The sequence below is a fragment of the Nonomuraea sp. NPDC054003 genome, from assembly GCF_055585125.1.
On record NZ_JBVJKR010000001.1, the window covers coordinates 238,092 to 256,662 of the forward strand.

An 18,571-nucleotide genomic window follows, 5' to 3' on the forward strand; every position below is an offset into this window, starting at 1 on the left:
CGCGGGCGTCCGGAATGTTAGGTTGCGCAGTCATGGAGATCAGAACCGTCCACGCCAACGGGGTGGAGTTCTCGTATCTGACCGTGGGGGACGGGCCGCTGGCGCTGTGCCTGCACGGCTTCCCCGACACCGCGCACACCTGGCGTCACCTGCTGCCCGAGCTCGCCGGGCGCGGCTACCGCGCGGTCGCGCCCTTCACCCGCGGCTACGCGCCGACCGAGATCCCCGCCGACGCCGCCTACGAGGGCGCCGCGCTCGCCGCCGACGTCCTCGCGCTGCACGAGGAGCTCGGCGGCGACGAGCGCGCGGTGCTCGTCGGGCACGACTGGGGGGCGTTCCCCGCGTACGCGGTCGCCGACCGGTTCCGGGCGGCCGTGACCATGGCGGTCCCGCCGCCCGCCGCGCTGCTCGCCGGGCTAATGGACTACGACCAGCTCAAGCGGTCGTTCTACGTGTTCCTCTTCCAGACGCCGCTGGCCGAGTCGGCCGCCGCGACCCCGGGGTTCCTGGACCGGCTCTGGCAGGACTGGTCGCCCGGCTACGACGCCTCCGACGACCTCGCCTTCGTGCGCCGCAGCATCGGGGAGCCGGCCAACCTGGCGGCGGCCATCGGCTACTACCGGGCCATGATGGGCACCACCCCGGCCTCCGGTCGCTACCCGGATCCGGGCAGGGCGGAGTCGACGCCCATCCTCTACCTGCACGGCGACCGCGACGGCTGCCTCACGCCCGACGTGGTCAAGCAGGCACTGCCGCACCTGCCGCCGGGCTCCCGCGCCGAGCTGGTGCCCGGCGCGGGCCACTTCCTGCACCTGGAGCGGCCGGACGTGGTCAACCGGCTCGTCCTCGACTGGCTCGCCGCCGTTCCCTGAGCCGCAGCACTGCCAGTACGGGATGCCGCCCCGACAGGCTGACCTCCACCCGCTCCACGGTCTCGAACCCCGGCGGGTCGCCGCCTTCGTCGTACGACAACGCCACCACCAGCCCGTCGCGGGCCAGCACGCGGCGGATCTCCCGCCACAGCCGGTCCGGCTCCCGGGCGAGCTCCCCGGCGGGCGGCACCTGACGCCCCCACGGCGGATTCACCAGCACCCGATCGACACTGCCCCCGGCCACCGGCACCCGCCCGGCGTCAGCCACCCCCCACCGGAACCTCGTGCCCCTGCCCGTGCGGCTCGCGCCGGCCAGGACGCGGAGGTCAGCCGTGCGGCGGGGTGCGCCGTCCGCGCCGTTCTCGGCGTGGCGGGCGTTCTCGCGGGCGGCGGCGATGGCGGCCGGGTCGTGGTCGAGGCCCAGGAGGAGGGCCTGCGGCGCGAACGCGGCGGCCTCGATGAGGGTGGTGCCCGCGCCGCAGCACGGGTCCAGGACCGTGCGCGCCCCGGCGAGCCGGGCCAGACCGGCCATGGCGGCGGCCAGCGGCGGGTGCAGGGTGCCCCGGATCGAGGCCGTCTTGTACGGCCTGCGGTGCAGCGGCCGGCCCGCGATCCGTACCGCGATCACCGCCCGGTCGCCCTCGATCGTGACCCGCCACGCGACGCACCCGCCGGGCGGCGCCGCGCCGCCCGAGCGCGAGTGGTACGGCGAACCCAGCCGCCGCGCCAGCTCCGCCCCGACGGCGTCCTCGATCTCGAACCGCGTGTAGTTGCGCCGCCCCACGAACGACGCGGAGACCTCGATCCCCGGCTGCGCGGGGACGCCGGGGTACGTGATCGTACGGGCGGCGGCGGCCAGGCGGCGCAGGGCCGCGCGGGCGGGCCCGACACCGTCCACGACGGCCGCCACCAGCAGCACGTCGTCGGCCGTCCGCAGCCCTGTCAGCCCGGCCCAGGAGCCCGAGGGCTCGAACCACACCTCACGATGGCGCAGCCCGCTCACCCGGCCCAGCCGTGAATTCCGGATCTCCGCGGCGACCAGCGGTTCGATGCCACGAACCGACCGTGCCACGGCAAGAGTGTGCGCGGAAGAACGCGCCCGGCGTCCCTCCGCAGGTTGCGAATCTCGCACCTGTCTTCTCCCACGTCGCGACCCGGGACGGCGGCAGGCCGTCCCGCATCGCCGGCGGTGGGTCGTCCGCGACCCGCCGGCGGGTCGCTAACGCAGGTAGAAGAACGTCACGCGGCCACCTTAGCGATCACCCGCCGGCGACCACCACGGGTTTTCCACCAGGCCCGCGTCAACGCAGGGACACCGTCGTGAGCCCCGGATACGCCCTGATCTCGGCCTCGGTGAACCGCCCGGTCACCCACCGGCCGCGCGAGAACAGCTCGGTCTGGTCGGCGTGGTGCGGCGAGGTCGAGTCGGCCGATAGGGAGTACGTCAGCACGGTGCGGGCGCGCGGCCCGGACGGCGTCAGCTCCACGGCCATCAGGAAGCTGGAGCCGGTGTCGACGTCCGCATAGCGGCCTTCCTCGCCGAGCGCGCCGCGGGCGCGGATCCGGTCGAAGCACCCCTCCGCCTCGGTGCAGCCCGGCACCGGGACGGCGCCGTACCACTGGGCCTGCCCCGGCGTCAGCGTCAGCGGGAGGTCGTTGACCCTGAAGAACCGCACAGCGTCGGCCAGCGCGGCCGGCACCACCGGGTCGGCGAGGTCGAGCCCGCGCGGTGTGGTGAGCGGGTGCTCGGGGTCGAACGGCACCTTCCACCAGCTCCTCGGCGGGATGACCCCGCCGTCGGGCCGTCTCCGCGGGCGGTGCAGGCCCAGGAAGAACTCGCGCCACAGGATCGCGCCACGGCTGTCCAGGCGGGCCCGCCCGTCCCAGGCCGTCAGCGTGGCGCAGGCCCGGCGGACGTCGACCTTCTCGCCGTCGCTCGCCGTCATCACGGGCTTGGCCCGGCACAGCGCGCGCAGATCCGGGCGGAGCAGCTCGGCACTCAGGTTGCGCTTGCCCGTCGCCGTCCGCTGGAGAGTGTCCAGCGTGAAGCCGGGGGCGCCGAGCCCGTCGTCGCCCGACAGCCGCTGGGCGATCATGTCGAGGCCGACCCGGGTGCGCAGGTCCCGTTGCGTGCGGGTGTCGCCGAAGATGCGCGGATAGTCGGTGAGCGGGGCCTCCGGGTTGGTCAGCCAGGGATCGGCGTTGGCGTTGGTCACGTAGTCGGCGCGGGCCAGCCGGGGCTGGGCGGCGGGGCCGAAGACGCCCGGCTCGATCGCGTCCGCGTCCTCGCCCCACAGGCAGGCCGACGTGGACCCGTCCAAAATGAGCGTCTCGGGGTCGTCCCCGGCGCGGCAGCGATCCGCCTGCTCGTCGGTGACGTGCGGGACCACCGAGGCGTCGGCGAAGTACGTCTCGCCGCCGGCGTCCGCGGCGAGCGTGTAGACGAAGGGCATCCCCTGGTGGATGTCCTGCGCGCGGCGCAGCCCGGCCAGGTCGCGGGCGGTGCCCATGGCCAGCCACTCGTCGGCGAAGCGCAGATTGGCGGCGTTGACGTCGGCCAGGGCGATCGCCGTCCCCTCCGTCCAGCCGGTGGCCAGCACCGGGCCGTACCTGGAGGTGTACAGGGTGGTGGTGACGGTGTTGGTCGCGCCCCCGGCGTCCCGTACGGTGACCGACACCTCCTGCCGGCCCATCGGCTCGGGCCGGCCGTCCACCAGGTACGTGGTGCGCCGGCCCGGCACCAGCTTGAGCCGGTACAGGGTGAAGCGCTGGGCGTGGGAGACGGTGTGCGTCCAGGCCACGCTCGCGTTGTGGCCGATCTGGACCATGGGGGTGCCGTACAGGCTGCCGCCCGACACGTCGAGCACGCCCGGGATGGTCAGGTGGACCTGGTAGAAGCGGCGGCTGCCGTTCCACGGGAAGTGGGGGTCGGCCAGCAGCATGCCGTGGCCGCCGCGGGTGGCCTCGCGCCCGATGGCGTAGGCGTTGCTGCCGGGGGCGCTCACCTTCTTCTTCCTGTCCGGCTGCTTCGCCTCCTCTTCCTCCTGCCCGGAGGCGGCGATGGCCTCCTTGAACGAGGAGCTTCCGGCCAGGCGGCCGAGGTCGAGCAGGTTCATCCAGACGTCCGTGGCGGTGATGGGGCCGACCCAGTCCTTGCCCCGGCAGGCCGGGTCGGGCAACCCGGCCACGCCCGTCTCGCTCAGGTAGCGGTTGAACCCGGCCACGTAGCCGTCCACGAGCGCCCGCACCTCGGCACCGGGGCCGTGGGGCGCCGGGCGGGCGAGCACCCGGCGCAGCACGCCCGACGCGTGGACGCTCTTGTAGTACACGTCGCTGGCCAGGTTGGAGACCGGGTCGACGGCGTCGTCCGACATCGCCTCCGCGCCGAAGTGGCGCGACCGCTCGCCGCGCAGGGTGAGCGCCCACGAGGCCATGACGCACAGGTTGTCCTCCGCGAAGGCGTAACCGTAGCCGTAGCCGAGGCCGCCGTGGTCCTTCGCGGAGATGTGCGGGATGCCGTACTCGGTGCGCCTGATGTCGGCGGCGTAGCGGCCTTCTGCGGCCCCCGCCGGCGCGGGCGCCGCCACGAGGAGGGAGGCGGTCAGTGCGGCCGCGAGCGGCGCGGCCAGCCGCCGGACACATGTGCTGATCATCGTCGGTCCTATTCGAAGCGGGCGTTGTCGGGGGTGGTCACGCGCTTGAGCAGCGGCAGACCGGCGAGGGCGATCAGCAGGGCGGCCAGCAGCCCGCCGCCGACGGTGAGGAAGTAGGCGGGGCCCGGCATCGTCGCCGGGGCGCTCTTGATCGCCAGCTGGTCGATCACCGGCCCGGCCACGCCGAAGCCCGCGCCCGCCGCCACCAGGGCGGCCAGCACCATCGGGACGGCCGTCTCCAGCAGCATCACCCTGGTAAGCGTCCGTGTCGGCGTGCCGCACAGCCGCAGCAGCGTGAAGGGCTGCCTGCGCTCCACCACGCCGCCGGCGACCGCCACCAGCAGGCCGCAGCCCGCCACCAGCAGGGTCAGCGCGACGATGGCCAGCGCGACGCGTTCCACCTGGTCCAGCAGCACCGCGCGGGCCCGGGCGACCTCGGCGAACGTCTGCGGTGTCTCGGCGCTGCCGGAGAGGGCGACGTACGGGTTGAGCAGCGTGCGGATCCGCTCGCGGACGACCGGGTCGGCCGCGTGGATCAGCACCGCGGCCAGGGGCCGGTCGGCTGTGGCCGTGTCGGCCTTGCTGCCCGCGTCCACGACCGGCAGGTTGCGGTCGACGGAGAGCATGTTGTCGCTGGTCAGCAGCCGGTTGAAGTCGGCCGTCACCGCGTGGACGCCCGGGGCGCACCTGCCGAGCGCCGGGAAGGCGGCCAGGGCGTCGCATTCGACCACGTGCCCGAGCAGGAAGTCGAGCCTGCAGCCGGGGCCCGGGTCGCACGGCGGAGGGCCGTCGGGTAGGGCAGGCGTATCGGCCCTGCGGTAGATCGGCAGCACGGTGACGCCGGGATGGGCGCGTAACTTGGCGAGCAGCGCGGCCGCCGTGGCGGGCGGCAGAGGCTGACCCTCGGTGGCGTCGGCGTACCCGAACGGCGCCCGCATGACCTCGTTCAGCGTGCCGCCGCCCGCCGCCTCCTGGCCCGAGACGACGGCGGGGACGATCCCGGCGACGGCCGTGCCGATGAAGACCGCCAGCACGATCCCGTTCACCGACCGGAAGGCCCCCTTCGGGTCGGCCGCCAGCCGCCGCGCGGCCAGCAACGTCGCCGCGCCGCGCGTGACGCGGGCGGCCAGCCGCGCGGCCAGCATCGTCAGCCACGGCCCGGCCACCACGAGACCGACCATGATCAGCGCCAGGCCGGCGTCGACGAGCAGCGCGTCCGGGTCCTCGCCGCCCGCGAACACCGGGCCCGCGAACAGCCCCAGCCCCGCCAGCAGCGGGAGCACCCGCCACCATCCCGGGGCGGCGGCCCGCACCTTACGCGCCGCGCCGAGCGGTGTGATCCGCACCCGGCGCAGCGACCACAGCGCGGCGCCGGCGGCGGCGAGCGGCACGCCCGCGACCACGGCGCCGTACTGGAGAGCGGTCGGCGCGACCACGTCGGGGAAGAAGCGGGAGCCGGTGACGGCGACGCCGGCCAGGGCGGGCCGCACCGCCTGGAAGACCGCGACGCCGGCGAGCGCGCCCAGCAGCGCGCCGAGCGCCGCGTCCACCGAGGCGATCACGTTGATCTGCCGCGCGGTGGCGCCCGCCAGCCTGATCGCCGCGAAGCGCGCCTCGCGGCGGGCGGAGGCCAGCCGGGTGGCCGTGCCGACGAGGACGAGCAGCGGGAAGATCAGGCCGATGGCGGCGATGCCGAAGCCGTGCTCGTAGAGGGCCGCGGTGTCGTCCGCGCGCGGGGTGGTGGCGACGGCGTCGACGGCCACGGTGCCGGCCATGGCGGCCAGCTCGCCGGGGGTCCGGCCGACGACGACGACCAGGTCGTCAGGGCCGGACAGCGCCGCCCGCCCGATCAGGCCGGCGCGGTCGCCGGGGAAGCGGCCGGCGAGCTGTTCGCGCGGCACGGCGTCCATCAGCTCGGCGAGCGCGGGCGAGACGTAGTGGCGCCCCGCGCCGGGCAGCTCGGGGACGCCGGGCACGGCCGCTGTGGGCGTTCCGTCGAGGACGGCGACGTCGAGCCGCTTGATCGGGCGGCCCGCGTAGGAGTCCTGGCGGTGGTTCCACAGCACGGCGCCCGGGGTGGCGCCCAGCGCCCAGCCGCCCGGCGCGGAGCCGGTCGTGCACTCCCAGCACGGGCGGTCAGCGGTCACCTGGAAGGCGTTGAACAGCGCCACCGTGGACAGCAGCACCGTCGCCCCCATCGCGACGGAGGCGGTGACGAGCGCCAGCCGGACGGCCGCCTCCCGGCCGCCGCGCAGCGACAGCCGCAGGCCCAGCCAGAGCGTCATCGGACGGCCCCGCCGGCGTAGGGGTCGGTGACCTTGCCGTCACGCACCATGACCTCCCGGTCGGCGCAGGCGGCGACGCGCGCGTCGTGGGTCACCACGATCACGGTCACGCCCTCCTGGCGGGCCAGGCCGACGAGCAGTTCCATGACCTTCTCGCCGGCGAGCGAGTCGAGCGCGCCGGTGGGCTCGTCCGCGAAGATCACCTGGGGCCGCGTCACCAGCGCCCTGGCGATCGCCACCCGCTGCGCCTGCCCTCCGGACAGCTCGCCGGTGCGCCGCTCGCCCAGGTCGTCCAGCTCCAGCCGCCGCAGCCAGCCGCGCGCCCGATGGTAGGCCTGCTTGCGCCCGGCCCTGCCGAGCAGCAGCGGCAGGGCGACGTTGTCGGCCACCGTGAGCTCCGGCACCAGCTGGCCGAACTGGAAGACGAAGCCGAACGCGGTGCGGCGCAGCTCGGACCGCCTGGCGTCGCTCAGGGTGTCCAGCCGCCGCCCGCCGAACCAGACCTCGCCCGCGTCGGGGGTGAAGACGCCGGCCAGGCAGTGGAGCAGCGTGGACTTGCCGGAGCCGCTCGGGCCCATGATCGCCAGGATCTCCCCCGCGGTCACGGAGAGGTTCGCCTCGCGCAGCGCCCGCGTACGGCCGTGGGAGCGGTCGACGGAGCGGGCCTCCAGCAACGGTCCGGGCACAGGAAGGCCGTCGACGGTCATGACTGCCGCACCGTCTCCGCCAGCGCGCCCAGGCGGGCCGTGGTCACGTCGATCCAGCGCAGGTCGGCCTCCAGGTGGAACAGGGCGTGGTCGGCGAGCAGGGCGTCGACCAGGGCGCCGGAGCGTTTGATCTCCGACAGCTCACGCATGCGCCGCATGTGGGTGGCGCGCTGCGCGTCGAGATAGCCGTGCGCGTCGTGGCCCAGCATCAGCGCCAGCACGACCTTCGTGAACAGGACCGTCTGCAGCAGCGGCTCCGCGGCCACCGGCTCGGCAAGCCACGCCTCCACCTCCTGCCTGCCGACCGGGGTGATGGCGTAGCGCTTGCGGTCGGGGCCCTCGCCGGGCTCGCTCTGGCCGGCCGTGACCTTGCCGTCCCTGGCCAGGCGGCCGAGCGTGGAGTAGACCTGCCCGAAGGGGAGCGGCTTGCCCCGGCCGAAGTAGGTGTCGTAGGCGCGCTTCAGGTCGTATCCGTAGCTGGGCTCGCGATCCAGCAGGCCCAGGAGGGCCAGGGGGACTGTCATGGCGGACGACTATACACCCGAGGTATATATCCGATGTATACGTGCCTCCGGATGAAAGGTACGTACGGTGTACGTGCAAAGTGTTGACGCGGAACCGCCCATGCTCGAATGATGGGCACCATGAGCGTCCTCGACTTCGACCTGTCGGACACCCACTTCTGGGCCAGGCCCATGTCGGAGCGGAGGCAGGCCTTCGACCTGCTGCGCCGGCGTGCGGCGCCGGCGTTCTTCGCGGAGCCGGAGATCTCCTTCGCGCCCAGGGGTCCCGGCTACCACGCCCTGGTCAAGCATGCCGACATCCTCGAAGCCAGCCGCAACCCGGAGGTCTTCTGCTCCGGCGACGGCGGCGCGACGAACATCCCCGACATGCCGGCGGAGTTCACCGAGTACTTCGGCTCCATGATCAACATGGACGACCCGCGCCACGCCCGCCTGCGCCGCATCGTCTCCCGGGCCTTCACGCCCAAGATGATCAAGCAGTTCGAGTCGGACGTCGACACCGCCGCCGCGAAGATCGTCGACGACCTCCTCGCCAACGGCCCCGGCTGCGACTTCGTCACCGAGGTCGCCGCCCGCCTGCCCCTGAAGATCATCTGCGACATGATGGGCATCCCGGAGCGCGACTACCAGTTCGTCTTCGAGCGCTCCAACATGATCCTCGGCGGCTTCGACCCCGAGTACGTCGGCACCGACGTCGAAGGCATCGCCGAGCGCCTGCTCACCGCCGGCATGGAGCTCCAGCAGCTCGTCCAGGACCTGGCCGCCCACCGCGCCGACAACCCGACGAGCGACCTCACCTCCTCGCTGGTCAACGCCAACATCGACGGCGAGCGGCTGACCATGCAGGAACTCGGCTCGTTCTTCATCCTGCTCGTCGTGGCGGGCAACGAGACCACCCGCAACGCCATCTCGTACGGACTGCGCCTGCTCACCAAGAACCCCGAGCAGCGCGAGCTCTGGAGTCAGGACTTCGACAAGCACGCGCCGACCGCGGTCGAGGAGATCGTCCGCCTCGCGTCACCGGTCAACTTCATGCGCCGCAAGGTCACCCGCGACCACGTCATGAACGGCAACCCGTACCGCGCGGGCGAGAAGGTCGTGCTCTACTACTGGGCCGCCAACCGCGACCCCGAGGTGTTCGACGACCCCGAGCGCTTCGACATCACCCGCCACCCCAACCCGCACGTCGGCTTCGGCGGGCCGGGGCCGCACTTCTGCCTCGGCGCCCACCTGGCGCGCCGCGAGATCACGGTGATGTTCCGCGAGCTGCTGCGGCGCGTCCCCGGCATCGAGGGTCACAACCCGGACCGGCTGCACTCCAGCTTCATCAACGGGATCAAGCACATGGAGTGCAGGTTCTGACGGTCAGCCCTGGGAGATCAGGCGCAGCCGCTTGACGACGGTGTTGACGTCCGGCAGCAGCGCCTTGCCCTCCGCGGGCACCGATATGAAGACGATCGCCGGCACGTCGCCGCCCGTGTTGATCGCGGCGGCGACGACCGTGGCCTTCTCGGTGGGCGAGGTGAGCGAGTAGGCGATCAGCCTGCCCGTGCTGTCGCCCACCTTCAGCGACTGCTGGGCGATCTTGCGCACCTTGTTGCCGTCCGCGTAGAGCCGCTTGCGCGCGTCGACCACGACCGCCTTGATCACCGGCTCCAGGTCGTCCGGAGAGGTGTACCTGCCCGCCAGTTTGGCGGGCAGCGGGCCGGTCAGCACCTGGGCGGCCAGGTCGTCGCCGACCATGGCGTACTGGCGCGTGTCGTACCCGTAGGTGCCCTTGACCGTCGGCCGCTCGTCGAGCCGCCAGGTGCCGCCGAGCCGGGGGACCTGGATGCCCGCCTGCGGGTCCTGGACCGTGCCGGTCACCGGTGACGCGTTGCCCTTGTACGCGGGCAGCCTGCCGATCGTGACGGACGTCTTCCTCGGGGTGGCGGGGGCCGACTGGGACGGGGTGGCCTGCGCCGCGGACTTGCCCGGGTCCTCGCTCGCCAGCGGGCCGGCGATGAACGCCCACAGCAGCGCGATCACCAGGGCTACGGCCGCCGAGCTGGCCAGGGCGTAGATCCACAGCGGCTTGCCGGGCTCGTCCAGCGACTCCGGCTCGCCCATCGCCTGGTAGTTGTCGCCGAAGACGGTGTTCCAGAGCTCCTGCTGGCGCTCGGGGGGAGGGGTTCGGGAGCCGCTGATCTGACCGGCCGTCACGAACGGGCGGTCAGGGTCGGAGGGGTCCCGGCTGAGGTTCGCCCCGGGCCTGCCCTGCTCGGTCCCGGGCCCACCATGACCATGCCCTGCAGGCCCGCCAGGTCCGTAGGAGCCGTCGGCTCCGCCGGGCCCGCCGTACGGACCGTCGGCTCCGCCTTGACCCCCAGGTCCGTAGGGACCGTCAGTTCCACCGGGCCCGCCAGGCCCGTACGGGCCGCCAGGTCCGTACGGACCGTCGGCTCCGCCAGGTCCGCCAGGTCCGTAGGGACCGTCGGCTCCGCCAGGTCCGCCAGGTCCGTAGGGACCGTCGGCTCCGCCGTGACCGCCAGGTCCGTAGGGGCCATCGAGCCCGCCGGGACCGTACGGGCCGTCGGCTCCGCCTCGTCCGCCGTGGCCCGGCCCTCCGGGGCCGCCACCCGGCCTATGGGAGCCGCCGGACCCGCCGGGACCGTACGGTCCACCGGGCACGCCGCCAGGCCCCCCGGAACCACCGGAACCACCGTGACTACCGGAACCACCCGGGCCGCCGGAGCCGCCTGGGCCGCCGGGACCGCCGCCACCCGGACCGGCCGGGGCTTCCACGCCCGCTCCGGCGTGCGCGGCTCGCGCGCCGGGACCGGCGTAGCCCTCCGGGCCGCCCGCGCCGGGACCCGCGTAGCCCTCCGGGCCGCCCGCGCCGGGGTAGCCGTTCCGCGCGCCGGGGTCGGCGACACCCTGCCCGCCGTACCCGTCGGAACCCCCGGGGTTGCCGTACCGGTCGGCGCCGTATCCGTCCATGCCGCCGCTGCCGTACGCGTCCGAGCGCCCGGAACCGCCGCCACCGGGGCTGCTGTATCCGTCCATGCCGCCGGAACCGGCGTGGCCGTCCGCGCCGCCGTACCTGTCGGAGCGTCCAGGACCGCCGTAGGTGTCCGAGTGGCTGGGTACGGGGTTGGCGCCCGAACCGGTGAGGCTCGCTCGTCCGTACATCATCGTGTGCTCGTCGGCGGCGGCGGCGGAGCTGCGCGCGCGTCCCGGGTGGTCGTCGAGCCCGCCAGGACCGTACGAGCCGAGGATCGCGGCGTCCGGGTCCACCGGGGCGGGCTGCAGGTCGGGCACCCGGTTCATGGTCATCGTCCCGTCCAGCGGGTCGCCGGGGCGGGAGGTGTCGGCCTGCTGCGGCCAGGGGGCGGGGGAGTTCAGGTTGGACCAGGCGTCGGAGTAGGACGAGGCCGGCGGCTCGGACCAGGCGGGCACCGGGTCCTTGACCGGCGGCGGCTCCGGCCACGAGGGCTGGGCGGCGGGCGGCGCCTCGGGCCAGGAGGCGCCCCGCGAGGCGGACGGGGCGTCCGGCCACGACGCCGGCGGGGACGACGGGCCCTGCGAGCCCGCGTCGGGCCAGGCGGGGGCGGACGGCGGCGTCTCGGGCCAGGACGGGCCGGGCGGCCGGGACGTGGGAGCGCCGCCCTGCCGGGCGTCCGGCCACGCGGTGGGAATGTCGTCGCGGGGCGGCTCCGGCCACGAGGGCTGAGAGCCTGGCGCCTCGGGCCACGCGGTGGGCACGTCCTGCCGCGGAACTTCGGGCCAGGAGGGTGGCCGGTGCGACGCTCCGGAATTCTCCGATGCCATGGGTTCCGGCCCTCCTGAGCGCTTGTCCGGACTCGACGTACCGTGCATGATCTCATGGGATTTTCCAAGAGAGTCAGCCGACTCCGCAGCGAAACGGGCGAAGCCATGCGGATCGGTCGGCGGATCCTGCATCGGCAGGTCGGCCTCCGAACGTTCCGGTCCAGCTGAGTGCACCACGGTGACGAGCGTATTCTAATGGGACATATGAGGTCACAACGGATAGATCACCATCAGGTCTCGCGAGCCTGAAGGGCCCATTGTGCCCTCGTACCTCGATCGGCCGCCCGCATTCAGCCGAAGACGTGCGCTAGGCTTGACGTATGCGTTCCGCGACCCTGCTCCTTACCGGGCCGCGACGGTTCTGAGTTCCTCGCCGTCGCGGCTGCCCCTCGTCCTGGTCACGGGGGGTTTTCTTATGGGTCCGAGTCCGAGTCAATCAGAAGGACAACCGCCGTGAGTGAGTACGACCCGCAGGCGCTGCAGGCCAAGTGGCAGCCGCGCTGGGAGGAGATGGACCCGTTCCGGGCGAGCGAGGACGCCGCCGATCCCCGTGAGCGGCGCTACCTGCTCGACATGTTCCCCTACCCGTCGGGTGACCTCCACATGGGCCACGGCGAGGTCTTCGCCCTGGCGGACGTCATCGCGCGCTACTGGTTCCAGCGCGGCTACAACGTCCTGCACCCCATCGGCTGGGACTCCTTCGGCCTGCCCGCCGAGAACGCCGCGATCAAGCGCGACGCCCACCCCGCGGAGTGGACCTACCGCAACATCGAGACGCAGGCCAACTCGTTCAAGCGCTACGGCATCTCCTTCGACTGGTCGCGCCGCCTGCACACGAGCGACCCCGACTACTTCCACTGGAACCAGTGGCTGTTCAACCGCTTCTTCGAGCGCGGCCTCGCCTACCGCAAGGGCGGCCTGGTCAACTGGTGCCCCAACGACCAGACCGTGCTGGCCAACGAGCAGGTCGTGGCCGGCAAGTGCGAGCGGTGCGGCGCCGACGTCATCAGGCGCGAGCTCACGCAGTGGTACTTCAAGATCACCGACTACGCGCAGCGCCTGCTCGACGACATGGACCAGCTGGAGGGCGGCTGGCCCGAGCGCGTGATGACCATGCAGCGCAACTGGATCGGCCGGTCCGAGGGCGCCGACGTGGTCTTCGAGATCGAGGGCCGCGACGAGCCGGTGCACGTCTTCACCACCCGGCCCGACACCCTGTTCGGCGCCACGTTCTTCGTGGTCGCCGTCGACGCGGCGCTGGCCGACGAGATCGTCACCGACGAGCACCGCCCGGCCTTCGAGGCCTACCGCGCCGAGGTCGCCAAGCTGAGCGACATCGAGCGGCTGTCCACCGAGAAGGAGAAGACGGGCGTCTTCCTGGGCCGCCACGCGATCAACCCGGTCAACGGCGAGCGCATCCCCGTCTGGGCGGCCGACTACGTGCTGTCCGACTACGGCCACGGCGCCATCATGGCGGTGCCCGCCCACGACCAGCGCGACCTCGACTTCGCCAGGAAGTTCGGCCTGCCGGTGCGGGTGGTGGTCCACACCGGGCTGGCCGACCCCGGCGAGACCGGCGTCGCCACCTCGGGCGAGGGCGAGATGGTCAACTCCGGGCCGCTCGACGGGCTGGGCAAGGCCGAGGCCATCGCCGAGATCATCCAGGTCCTGGAGGCCGAGGGCAGGGGCCGCGGCGCGGTCAACTTCCGGCTGCGCGACTGGCTGCTGTCCCGCCAGCGCTACTGGGGCACGCCGATCCCGATCATCCACTGCCCCGACTGCGGCGAGGTGCCCGTCCCCGACGAGCAGCTCCCCGTCACCCTGCCCGACCTGCGCGGCGAGGCGCTGGCGCCGAAGGGCGTCAGCCCGCTGGCCAGCGCGACCGACTGGGTCAACGTCGACTGCCCCAAGTGCGGCGGCCGCGCCCAGCGCGACACCGACACGATGGACACCTTCGTCGACTCGTCGTGGTACTTCCTGCGTTACTGCTCGCCGGGCTACACCGACGGCCCGTTCGACGTCGAGCAGGTGCGCAGGTGGGGCCCGATCGACCAGTACGTCGGCGGGGTCGAGCACGCCGTGCTCCACCTGCTCTACTCGCGGTTCTTCACCAAGGTCCTGTACGACATGGGCATGGTCGGCTTCACCGAGCCGTTCCTGCGCCTGCTCAACCAGGGCCAGGTCATCAACGGCGGCAAGGCGATGTCCAAGTCGCTGGGCAACGGCGTCGACCTGGGCAAGCAGATCGACGACTTCGGCGTCGACGCGGTGCGCCTGACCATGGTCTTCGCCGGCCCGCCCGAGGACGACATCGACTGGGCCGACGTCTCGCCCGCCGCGTCGCAGAAGTTCCTGGCCCGCGCGCTGCGCGTGATGTCGGAGGTGACCAGCGAGCCCGGCGTCCCGTTCGAGGGCGGCGACGTCGAGCTGCGCAAGGTCACCCACCGCACGATCGACGAGGTCACCAAGCTGGTCGACTCCCACCGCTTCAACGTCGCGGTGGCCCGCATGATGGAGCTGACCACCGCCGCCCGGCGGGCGATCGACTCCGGGCCCGGCGCCGCCGACCCGGCCGTCCGCGAGGCGGCCGAGACGCTGGCCGTCATGCTGTCGCTGGTGGCTCCCTACACCGCCGAGGAGGGCTGGGAGCGCCTCGGCCACCAGGGCGGCACCGTCTCCAAGGCGGGCTGGCCGAGCGCCGAGCCCGCGCTGCTGGTGCGCGACCTGGTGACCTGCGTGGTCCAGGTGGCGGGCAAGGTGCGCGACCGGCTGGAGGTCTCGCCGGAGATCGCCGAGGACGAGCTGCGGTCGATCGCGCTGGCTTCGGAGAAGGTCCGGGCCCACCTGCGGGGCGAGCCCCGGCGGGTGATCGTGCGCGCGCCGAAGCTGGTCAACATCGTCCCCTGACGCGAATCGCGAGGCCGCCGCACCCCCGGGGGGCGCGGCGGCCTTCGTCGTGTACGGGCTGACCAGCGGTGATATGCACACCGATATCACCTGCTTCCCCATATCGCTATTGGACGCCATCCGATCAGGTCTGCTTTGCTCCTGCCCACTGCCGGGCGACAGAAGGACAAAGGGCACTGATGGCACGTCGGGGGACGAAGATCGTACGGCTCACCGCCGCAGGGGTGGCGGCGGGCGTGCTCGTGGCGGGGCTCGCGGCGCCGACCGTGGGCGGCGCGGGTCTCGGGTTCATGTCGGCCGCGGCGGTGGCCGACCTGCGGCCGGTCGAACTGGCCGAGCCGCCGCTGCCCGAGGTCTCGGTCGTGCTGGACGTACGGGGCAAGGAGATCGCCCGCTTCTACGAGGAGTACCGCGAGGTCGTCGGCCTCGACCGGGTCGCGGAGGTCATGCGGACGGCGATCGTCGCCATCGAGGACTACCGCTTCTACGAGCACGGCGCGATCGACCTCGAAGGCACGATCCGGGCGCTGGCCAAGAACCTGCAGGCGGGCCGGGTGAGCCAGGGCGGGTCGAGCATCACCCAGCAGTACGTCAAGCAGGTGCTGCTCAACGCCGCCGGCACCGAGGAGGAGCGGAACGCCGCCCTGGAGTCCAGCTACGCGCGCAAGCTGAGAGAGCTCAGGTACGCCATGGGCGTGGAGGAGAAGTACACCAAGGACCAGATCCTCGAGAAATATCTGAACATCGCGTACTTCGGTGCCGGCGCCTACGGCGTCGAGGCGGCGGCCAAGCGGTTCTTCGGCGTCCGGGCGAGCCGGCTCACGCTGCCGCAGGCGGCCACCCTGGCCGGCGCCGTGCAGGACCCCAACGCCACGGACCCGAACCTCGGCGAGAAGCACCGCGCGCGACTGCTGAAGCGCCGCGACGTCGTGCTGAACCGGATGGCCGAACTGGGCGCGATCACCCCGGCGGAGGCGGCCAAGGCGAAGGCCACCAAACTGGGTTACAAAGGCAAGAAGCTCCCCGGTGGCTGCGAAGCCAGCAAATATCCGTACTTCTGCATATATGTCCGCCAGGAGATCGCCAACAACCCCGCCTTCGGCAAGACCGCCAGGGCGCGCCTGCGCATGCTCAACGGCGGCGGCCTGACCATCAGGACCACGCTCGACCCGGCCATGCAGGCCGCCGCCGGCCGGGCCGTCAAGAGGTACGTGTACGCCTCGGACCACCCCGTCGCCGCCGAAGCCCTCGTCGAGCCCGGCACCGGAGCGATCAGGGCCATGGCGGCGAGCAGGCCGTACGGGCGGAGCAAGGCCAGGAACGAGATCTCGTACAACGTCGTCGCGGACGCCGGGCACGGCGGCGGCGCCGGGTTCCAGGCGGGCTCCACGTTCAAGACCTTCACCCTGATCACCGCGCTGAAGCAGGGCATGAAGACCGGCGACGGCCTGAGCGCGGGGGCGGGCTACCGGGCGCCGGGTCCCGCGGCGTTCAGGAACTGCGCGGGCGAGAACGTCGGCGACCCCGGCCACACGGTCACCAACGACGAGGGCTCGCCGGGATGGAAGACGCTGCGCACCGGCACCTGGAGCTCGGTCAACACGTTCTTCATGGAGCTGGAGCGGCGCGTGGGCCTGTGCGAGACGGTCACCACGGCCGAGGAGCTGGGCATCCGCCGGGCCGACGGCCGCGCGCTGAGCGAGTACGAGACGTTCACGCTCGGCATCGACGAGATGGACCCGGTGACGGTGGCCGGCGCGTACGCGGGCATCGCGGCACGCGGCCGCTACTGCGCGCCGACGGCGATCACCCGGATCACCGGCCGCGACGGCGAGGCCACCGCCTACCGGCCGAAGTGCCGTCAGGCGCTGGAGCCCGCCGTCGCTGACGCGACCGCCGACGTGCTGTCCGGCGTGTTCACCGACGGCACGATGCGCGGCGTCGGCGGCATCGGCCGCGACGCGGCGGGCAAGACCGGCACCACCGACGGCTACGCGACCGCCTGGTTCGCCGGCTTCACCCCTGACCTGGCGGCGGCGGTGAGCATCGGCGACCCGCGCGGCTCCCAGGCCCACAAGCTGGCCGGGGTGACGATCGGCGGGAGGTACTACGGCGCCGTCGACGGGGCCGCCCTGCCGGGTCCCATCTGGAAGGAGACGATGATCGGCGCGCTGGCCGGCTCGCCGCCTCAGCGGTTCACCCCGATCGACTCCGCGCGGTTCGGCGGGTGCTCCCAGGACTGCAGGCCGGAGCCCGAGCCCACGGACGAACCCCGCGACGCGGAGTGAGCTCAGAGGCGGCGCAGGGCGGGGAGGAGCTCCTTCTCCGCCCACTGGAAGAACGGTTCCTGCTGGTCGGCGCCGATCTGGACCAGGGCGACGTGCGTGTGGCCGGCCTCAAGGTAGGCGCGGACGGCCTCGACGACCGCGTCCACGTCGGCGCCGCACGGGACGCTCCCCGCCACGTCGTCGGGACTGACCGTGCCGGCCGCGGCCCGGAAGTTCACCGGGCCGGGCAGCTCGGCCATCACCTTCCAGCCGCCGACCGCCGACCAGCGCCAGAGCCGGTGGGCCCGCTCCTTCGCCGCCTCCGCGTCGGTGTCGTAGGCGATCGCGAGCTGCCCGTACACCGGCTTGCCGGAGCCGCCGTCGTTCTGGAAACTCCGCACCACGTCCGGCATCGGCTCGTTGACGACCAGGACGTCCCCGTACTCGGCCGCGAGCCGCGCCGAGGCGTCGCCGGAGGCGGCGATGCCGATGGGCACCGGATCGTCCGGCAGGTCGTAGAGCTTGGCCGAGTCGACGTCGTAGAACTCGCCCTGGAAGGTGACGTAACCGCCGCCGAGCAGCTCCCTGATGATCCGCACCGCCTCGCGGAGCATGCGGTGGCGGACGTCGGCGGACGGCCAGCCCTCGCCGACGACGTGCTCGTTCAGGTTCTCGCCCGCGCCGAGCCCGAGCGAGAACCGGCCCTCGCTCAGCACCGCCATCGTGGCGGCCTTCTGCGCCACCACCGCCGGGTGGTAACGCATCAGCGGGCAGGTCACGTACGTCATCAGAGGCAGGCGTTCGGTCGCCTGCGCGGCGGCGCCGAGCACCGACCAGGCGTACGGTGAGTGACCCATCTCCTCCAGCCAGGGGAAGTAGTGGTCGGAGATGACCGCGTAGTCGAAGCCGGCCTGCTCGGACCTGGCGGCGAAGTCCACGAGCTGCCGTGCGGGCGTCTGCTCGCACATCAGGGTGTAGCCGAACTCTGCCATGGTGGCCCTACTTTCCGGCGTACGGGGACGCCATCCGGTCGCCCAGCTCCTCCAGCACCAGCCCGAGTCCGATGCCGAGCATCCAGACGTCCTTGGCCAGACCGATGCCCTCGGGCGTGGGCTTGAGGCTGCCTTCCTGACGCATGCCGGGGGTCTTGAGATAGAGGCCGAGCAGCCCTCCGGCGAAGGCGGTCAAAGCCGCCCCGGCCAGCAGCGAGGGCACCATCGGCAACAGCAGCGCGGCGCCGAGCGCGATCTCGCTCTTGGCCAGCAGCCTGGTGAACTCCTGCGGCTCGTGCTTCTCCAGGAAGGGGTAGACGCCGACGGCCATCCCATGGGTGCCGGCGGCGGTCCCCTCGTCGGCGCCGGCCTTGCTCAGGCCGGAGTTCAGGATGAACGCCCCCGCCGCCACGCGGGGCGGGATCTGGTGAGGACGGGCGAAGATACGCATGCATGCCTCCCGACTATGCGTCGCAACACCCCCTTCCCGTGATTTTTCACGACATCCGGGAGTCTGTCCGGTTTTGACCGTGTCTTCATTCCTCGCAGTCCTC

General features: G+C 72.8%; 12 protein-coding genes. 4 read left to right on the forward strand and 8 right to left on the reverse strand.

The features are described from left to right. Positions 1-32: 32 nt before the first annotated feature. Positions 33-872: an alpha/beta fold hydrolase gene (locus tag ACZ6YG_RS00935; RefSeq protein WP_148030125.1), complete on the forward strand. Its 840-nt coding sequence runs from the start codon at positions 33-35 to the stop codon at positions 870-872. Here the strand turns inward: ACZ6YG_RS00935 and ACZ6YG_RS00940 are convergent. The 5 genes from ACZ6YG_RS00940 to ACZ6YG_RS00960 form a co-directional block, all read right to left on the reverse strand. Next, positions 832-1,944 carry a TRM11 family SAM-dependent methyltransferase gene (locus ACZ6YG_RS00940; RefSeq protein ID WP_466016841.1) on the reverse strand — a complete coding sequence of 371 codons (1,113 nt, stop codon included), beginning with the start codon at positions 1,942-1,944 and terminating at the stop codon, positions 832-834. The two genes, ACZ6YG_RS00935 and ACZ6YG_RS00940, sit on opposite strands and share 41 nt — an antisense overlap. A gap of 229 nt (positions 1,945-2,173) precedes the next feature. Further along, entirely contained in the window at positions 2,174-4,525 is a 2,352-nt protein-coding gene (locus ACZ6YG_RS00945) for a penicillin acylase family protein (protein ID WP_466016842.1), read from the reverse strand. 8 nt (positions 4,526-4,533) lie between these two features. Further along, positions 4,534-6,810 (reverse strand): FtsX-like permease family protein, encoded by a 2,277-nt coding sequence (locus ACZ6YG_RS00950; RefSeq protein WP_466016843.1) that lies wholly within the window; start codon positions 6,808-6,810, stop codon positions 4,534-4,536. Beyond that, positions 6,807-7,517 (reverse strand): ABC transporter ATP-binding protein, encoded by a 711-nt coding sequence (locus tag ACZ6YG_RS00955; RefSeq protein WP_148030129.1) that lies wholly within the window; start codon positions 7,515-7,517, stop codon positions 6,807-6,809. Before ACZ6YG_RS00955 ends, ACZ6YG_RS00950 begins: the two co-directional genes overlap by 4 nt. After that, positions 7,514-8,041 carry a PadR family transcriptional regulator gene (locus ACZ6YG_RS00960; protein WP_148030130.1) on the reverse strand — a complete coding sequence of 176 codons (528 nt, stop codon included), beginning with the start codon at positions 8,039-8,041 and terminating at the stop codon, positions 7,514-7,516. Before ACZ6YG_RS00960 ends, ACZ6YG_RS00955 begins: the two co-directional genes overlap by 4 nt. Before the next feature lie 120 nt (positions 8,042-8,161). On the opposite strand from ACZ6YG_RS00960, the gene ACZ6YG_RS00965 reads away from it, so the two are divergent. Further along, a complete protein-coding gene (locus ACZ6YG_RS00965; RefSeq protein WP_148030131.1) occupies positions 8,162-9,403 on the forward strand; it encodes a cytochrome P450 in 1,242 nt (413 codons plus the stop codon). Between the two features lie 3 nt (positions 9,404-9,406). On the opposite strand, the gene ACZ6YG_RS00970 is transcribed toward ACZ6YG_RS00965, so the two are convergent. Beyond that, a complete protein-coding gene (locus tag ACZ6YG_RS00970) occupies positions 9,407-11,785 on the reverse strand; it encodes a hypothetical protein (RefSeq protein WP_466016844.1) in 2,379 nt (792 codons plus the stop codon). A gap of 519 nt (positions 11,786-12,304) precedes the next feature. Here ACZ6YG_RS00970 and leuS point away from each other — a divergent pair. Both leuS and ACZ6YG_RS00980 read left to right on the forward strand, forming a co-directional pair. Continuing rightward, a complete protein-coding gene (gene leuS / locus ACZ6YG_RS00975) occupies positions 12,305-14,758 on the forward strand; it encodes a leucine--tRNA ligase (protein ID WP_397197733.1) in 2,454 nt (817 codons plus the stop codon). 179 nt (positions 14,759-14,937) lie between these two features. After that, the gene (locus tag ACZ6YG_RS00980; protein WP_466016845.1) at positions 14,938-17,046 is read left to right on the forward strand and encodes a transglycosylase domain-containing protein; all 2,109 of its coding nucleotides are present in this window, start codon (positions 14,938-14,940) and stop codon (positions 17,044-17,046) included. A gap of 2 nt (positions 17,047-17,048) precedes the next feature. On the opposite strand, the gene ACZ6YG_RS00985 is transcribed toward ACZ6YG_RS00980, so the two are convergent. Both ACZ6YG_RS00985 and ACZ6YG_RS00990 read right to left on the reverse strand, forming a co-directional pair. Continuing rightward, positions 17,049-18,017 carry a TIGR03557 family F420-dependent LLM class oxidoreductase gene (locus tag ACZ6YG_RS00985; protein ID WP_466016846.1) on the reverse strand — a complete coding sequence of 323 codons (969 nt, stop codon included), beginning with the start codon at positions 18,015-18,017 and terminating at the stop codon, positions 17,049-17,051. A gap of 7 nt (positions 18,018-18,024) precedes the next feature. Beyond that, positions 18,025-18,468: a hypothetical protein gene (locus ACZ6YG_RS00990; RefSeq protein ID WP_148030135.1), complete on the reverse strand. Its 444-nt coding sequence runs from the start codon at positions 18,466-18,468 to the stop codon at positions 18,025-18,027. Positions 18,469-18,571: the final 103 nt, after the last annotated feature.

Excerpts from the sequence above, each read along its gene's own strand:
- ACZ6YG_RS00960 (WP_148030130.1), bottom strand. The coding sequence starts at position 8,041 with ATGACAGTCCCCCTGGCCCTCCTGGGCCTGCTGGATCGCGAGCCCAGC.
- ACZ6YG_RS00935 (WP_148030125.1), top strand. The coding sequence starts at position 33 with ATGGAGATCAGAACCGTCCACGCCAACGGGGTGGAGTTCTCGTATCTG.
- ACZ6YG_RS00955 (WP_148030129.1), bottom strand. The coding sequence starts at position 7,517 with ATGACCGTCGACGGCCTTCCTGTGCCCGGACCGTTGCTGGAGGCCCGC.
- ACZ6YG_RS00965 (WP_148030131.1), top strand. The coding sequence starts at position 8,162 with ATGAGCGTCCTCGACTTCGACCTGTCGGACACCCACTTCTGGGCCAGG.
- ACZ6YG_RS00990 (WP_148030135.1), bottom strand. The coding sequence starts at position 18,468 with ATGCGTATCTTCGCCCGTCCTCACCAGATCCCGCCCCGCGTGGCGGCG.
- ACZ6YG_RS00980 (WP_466016845.1), top strand. The coding sequence starts at position 14,938 with ATGGCACGTCGGGGGACGAAGATCGTACGGCTCACCGCCGCAGGGGTG.
- ACZ6YG_RS00950 (WP_466016843.1), bottom strand. The coding sequence starts at position 6,810 with ATGACGCTCTGGCTGGGCCTGCGGCTGTCGCTGCGCGGCGGCCGGGAG.
- ACZ6YG_RS00945 (WP_466016842.1), bottom strand. The coding sequence starts at position 4,525 with ATGATCAGCACATGTGTCCGGCGGCTGGCCGCGCCGCTCGCGGCCGCA.
- ACZ6YG_RS00985 (WP_466016846.1), bottom strand. The coding sequence starts at position 18,017 with ATGGCAGAGTTCGGCTACACCCTGATGTGCGAGCAGACGCCCGCACGG.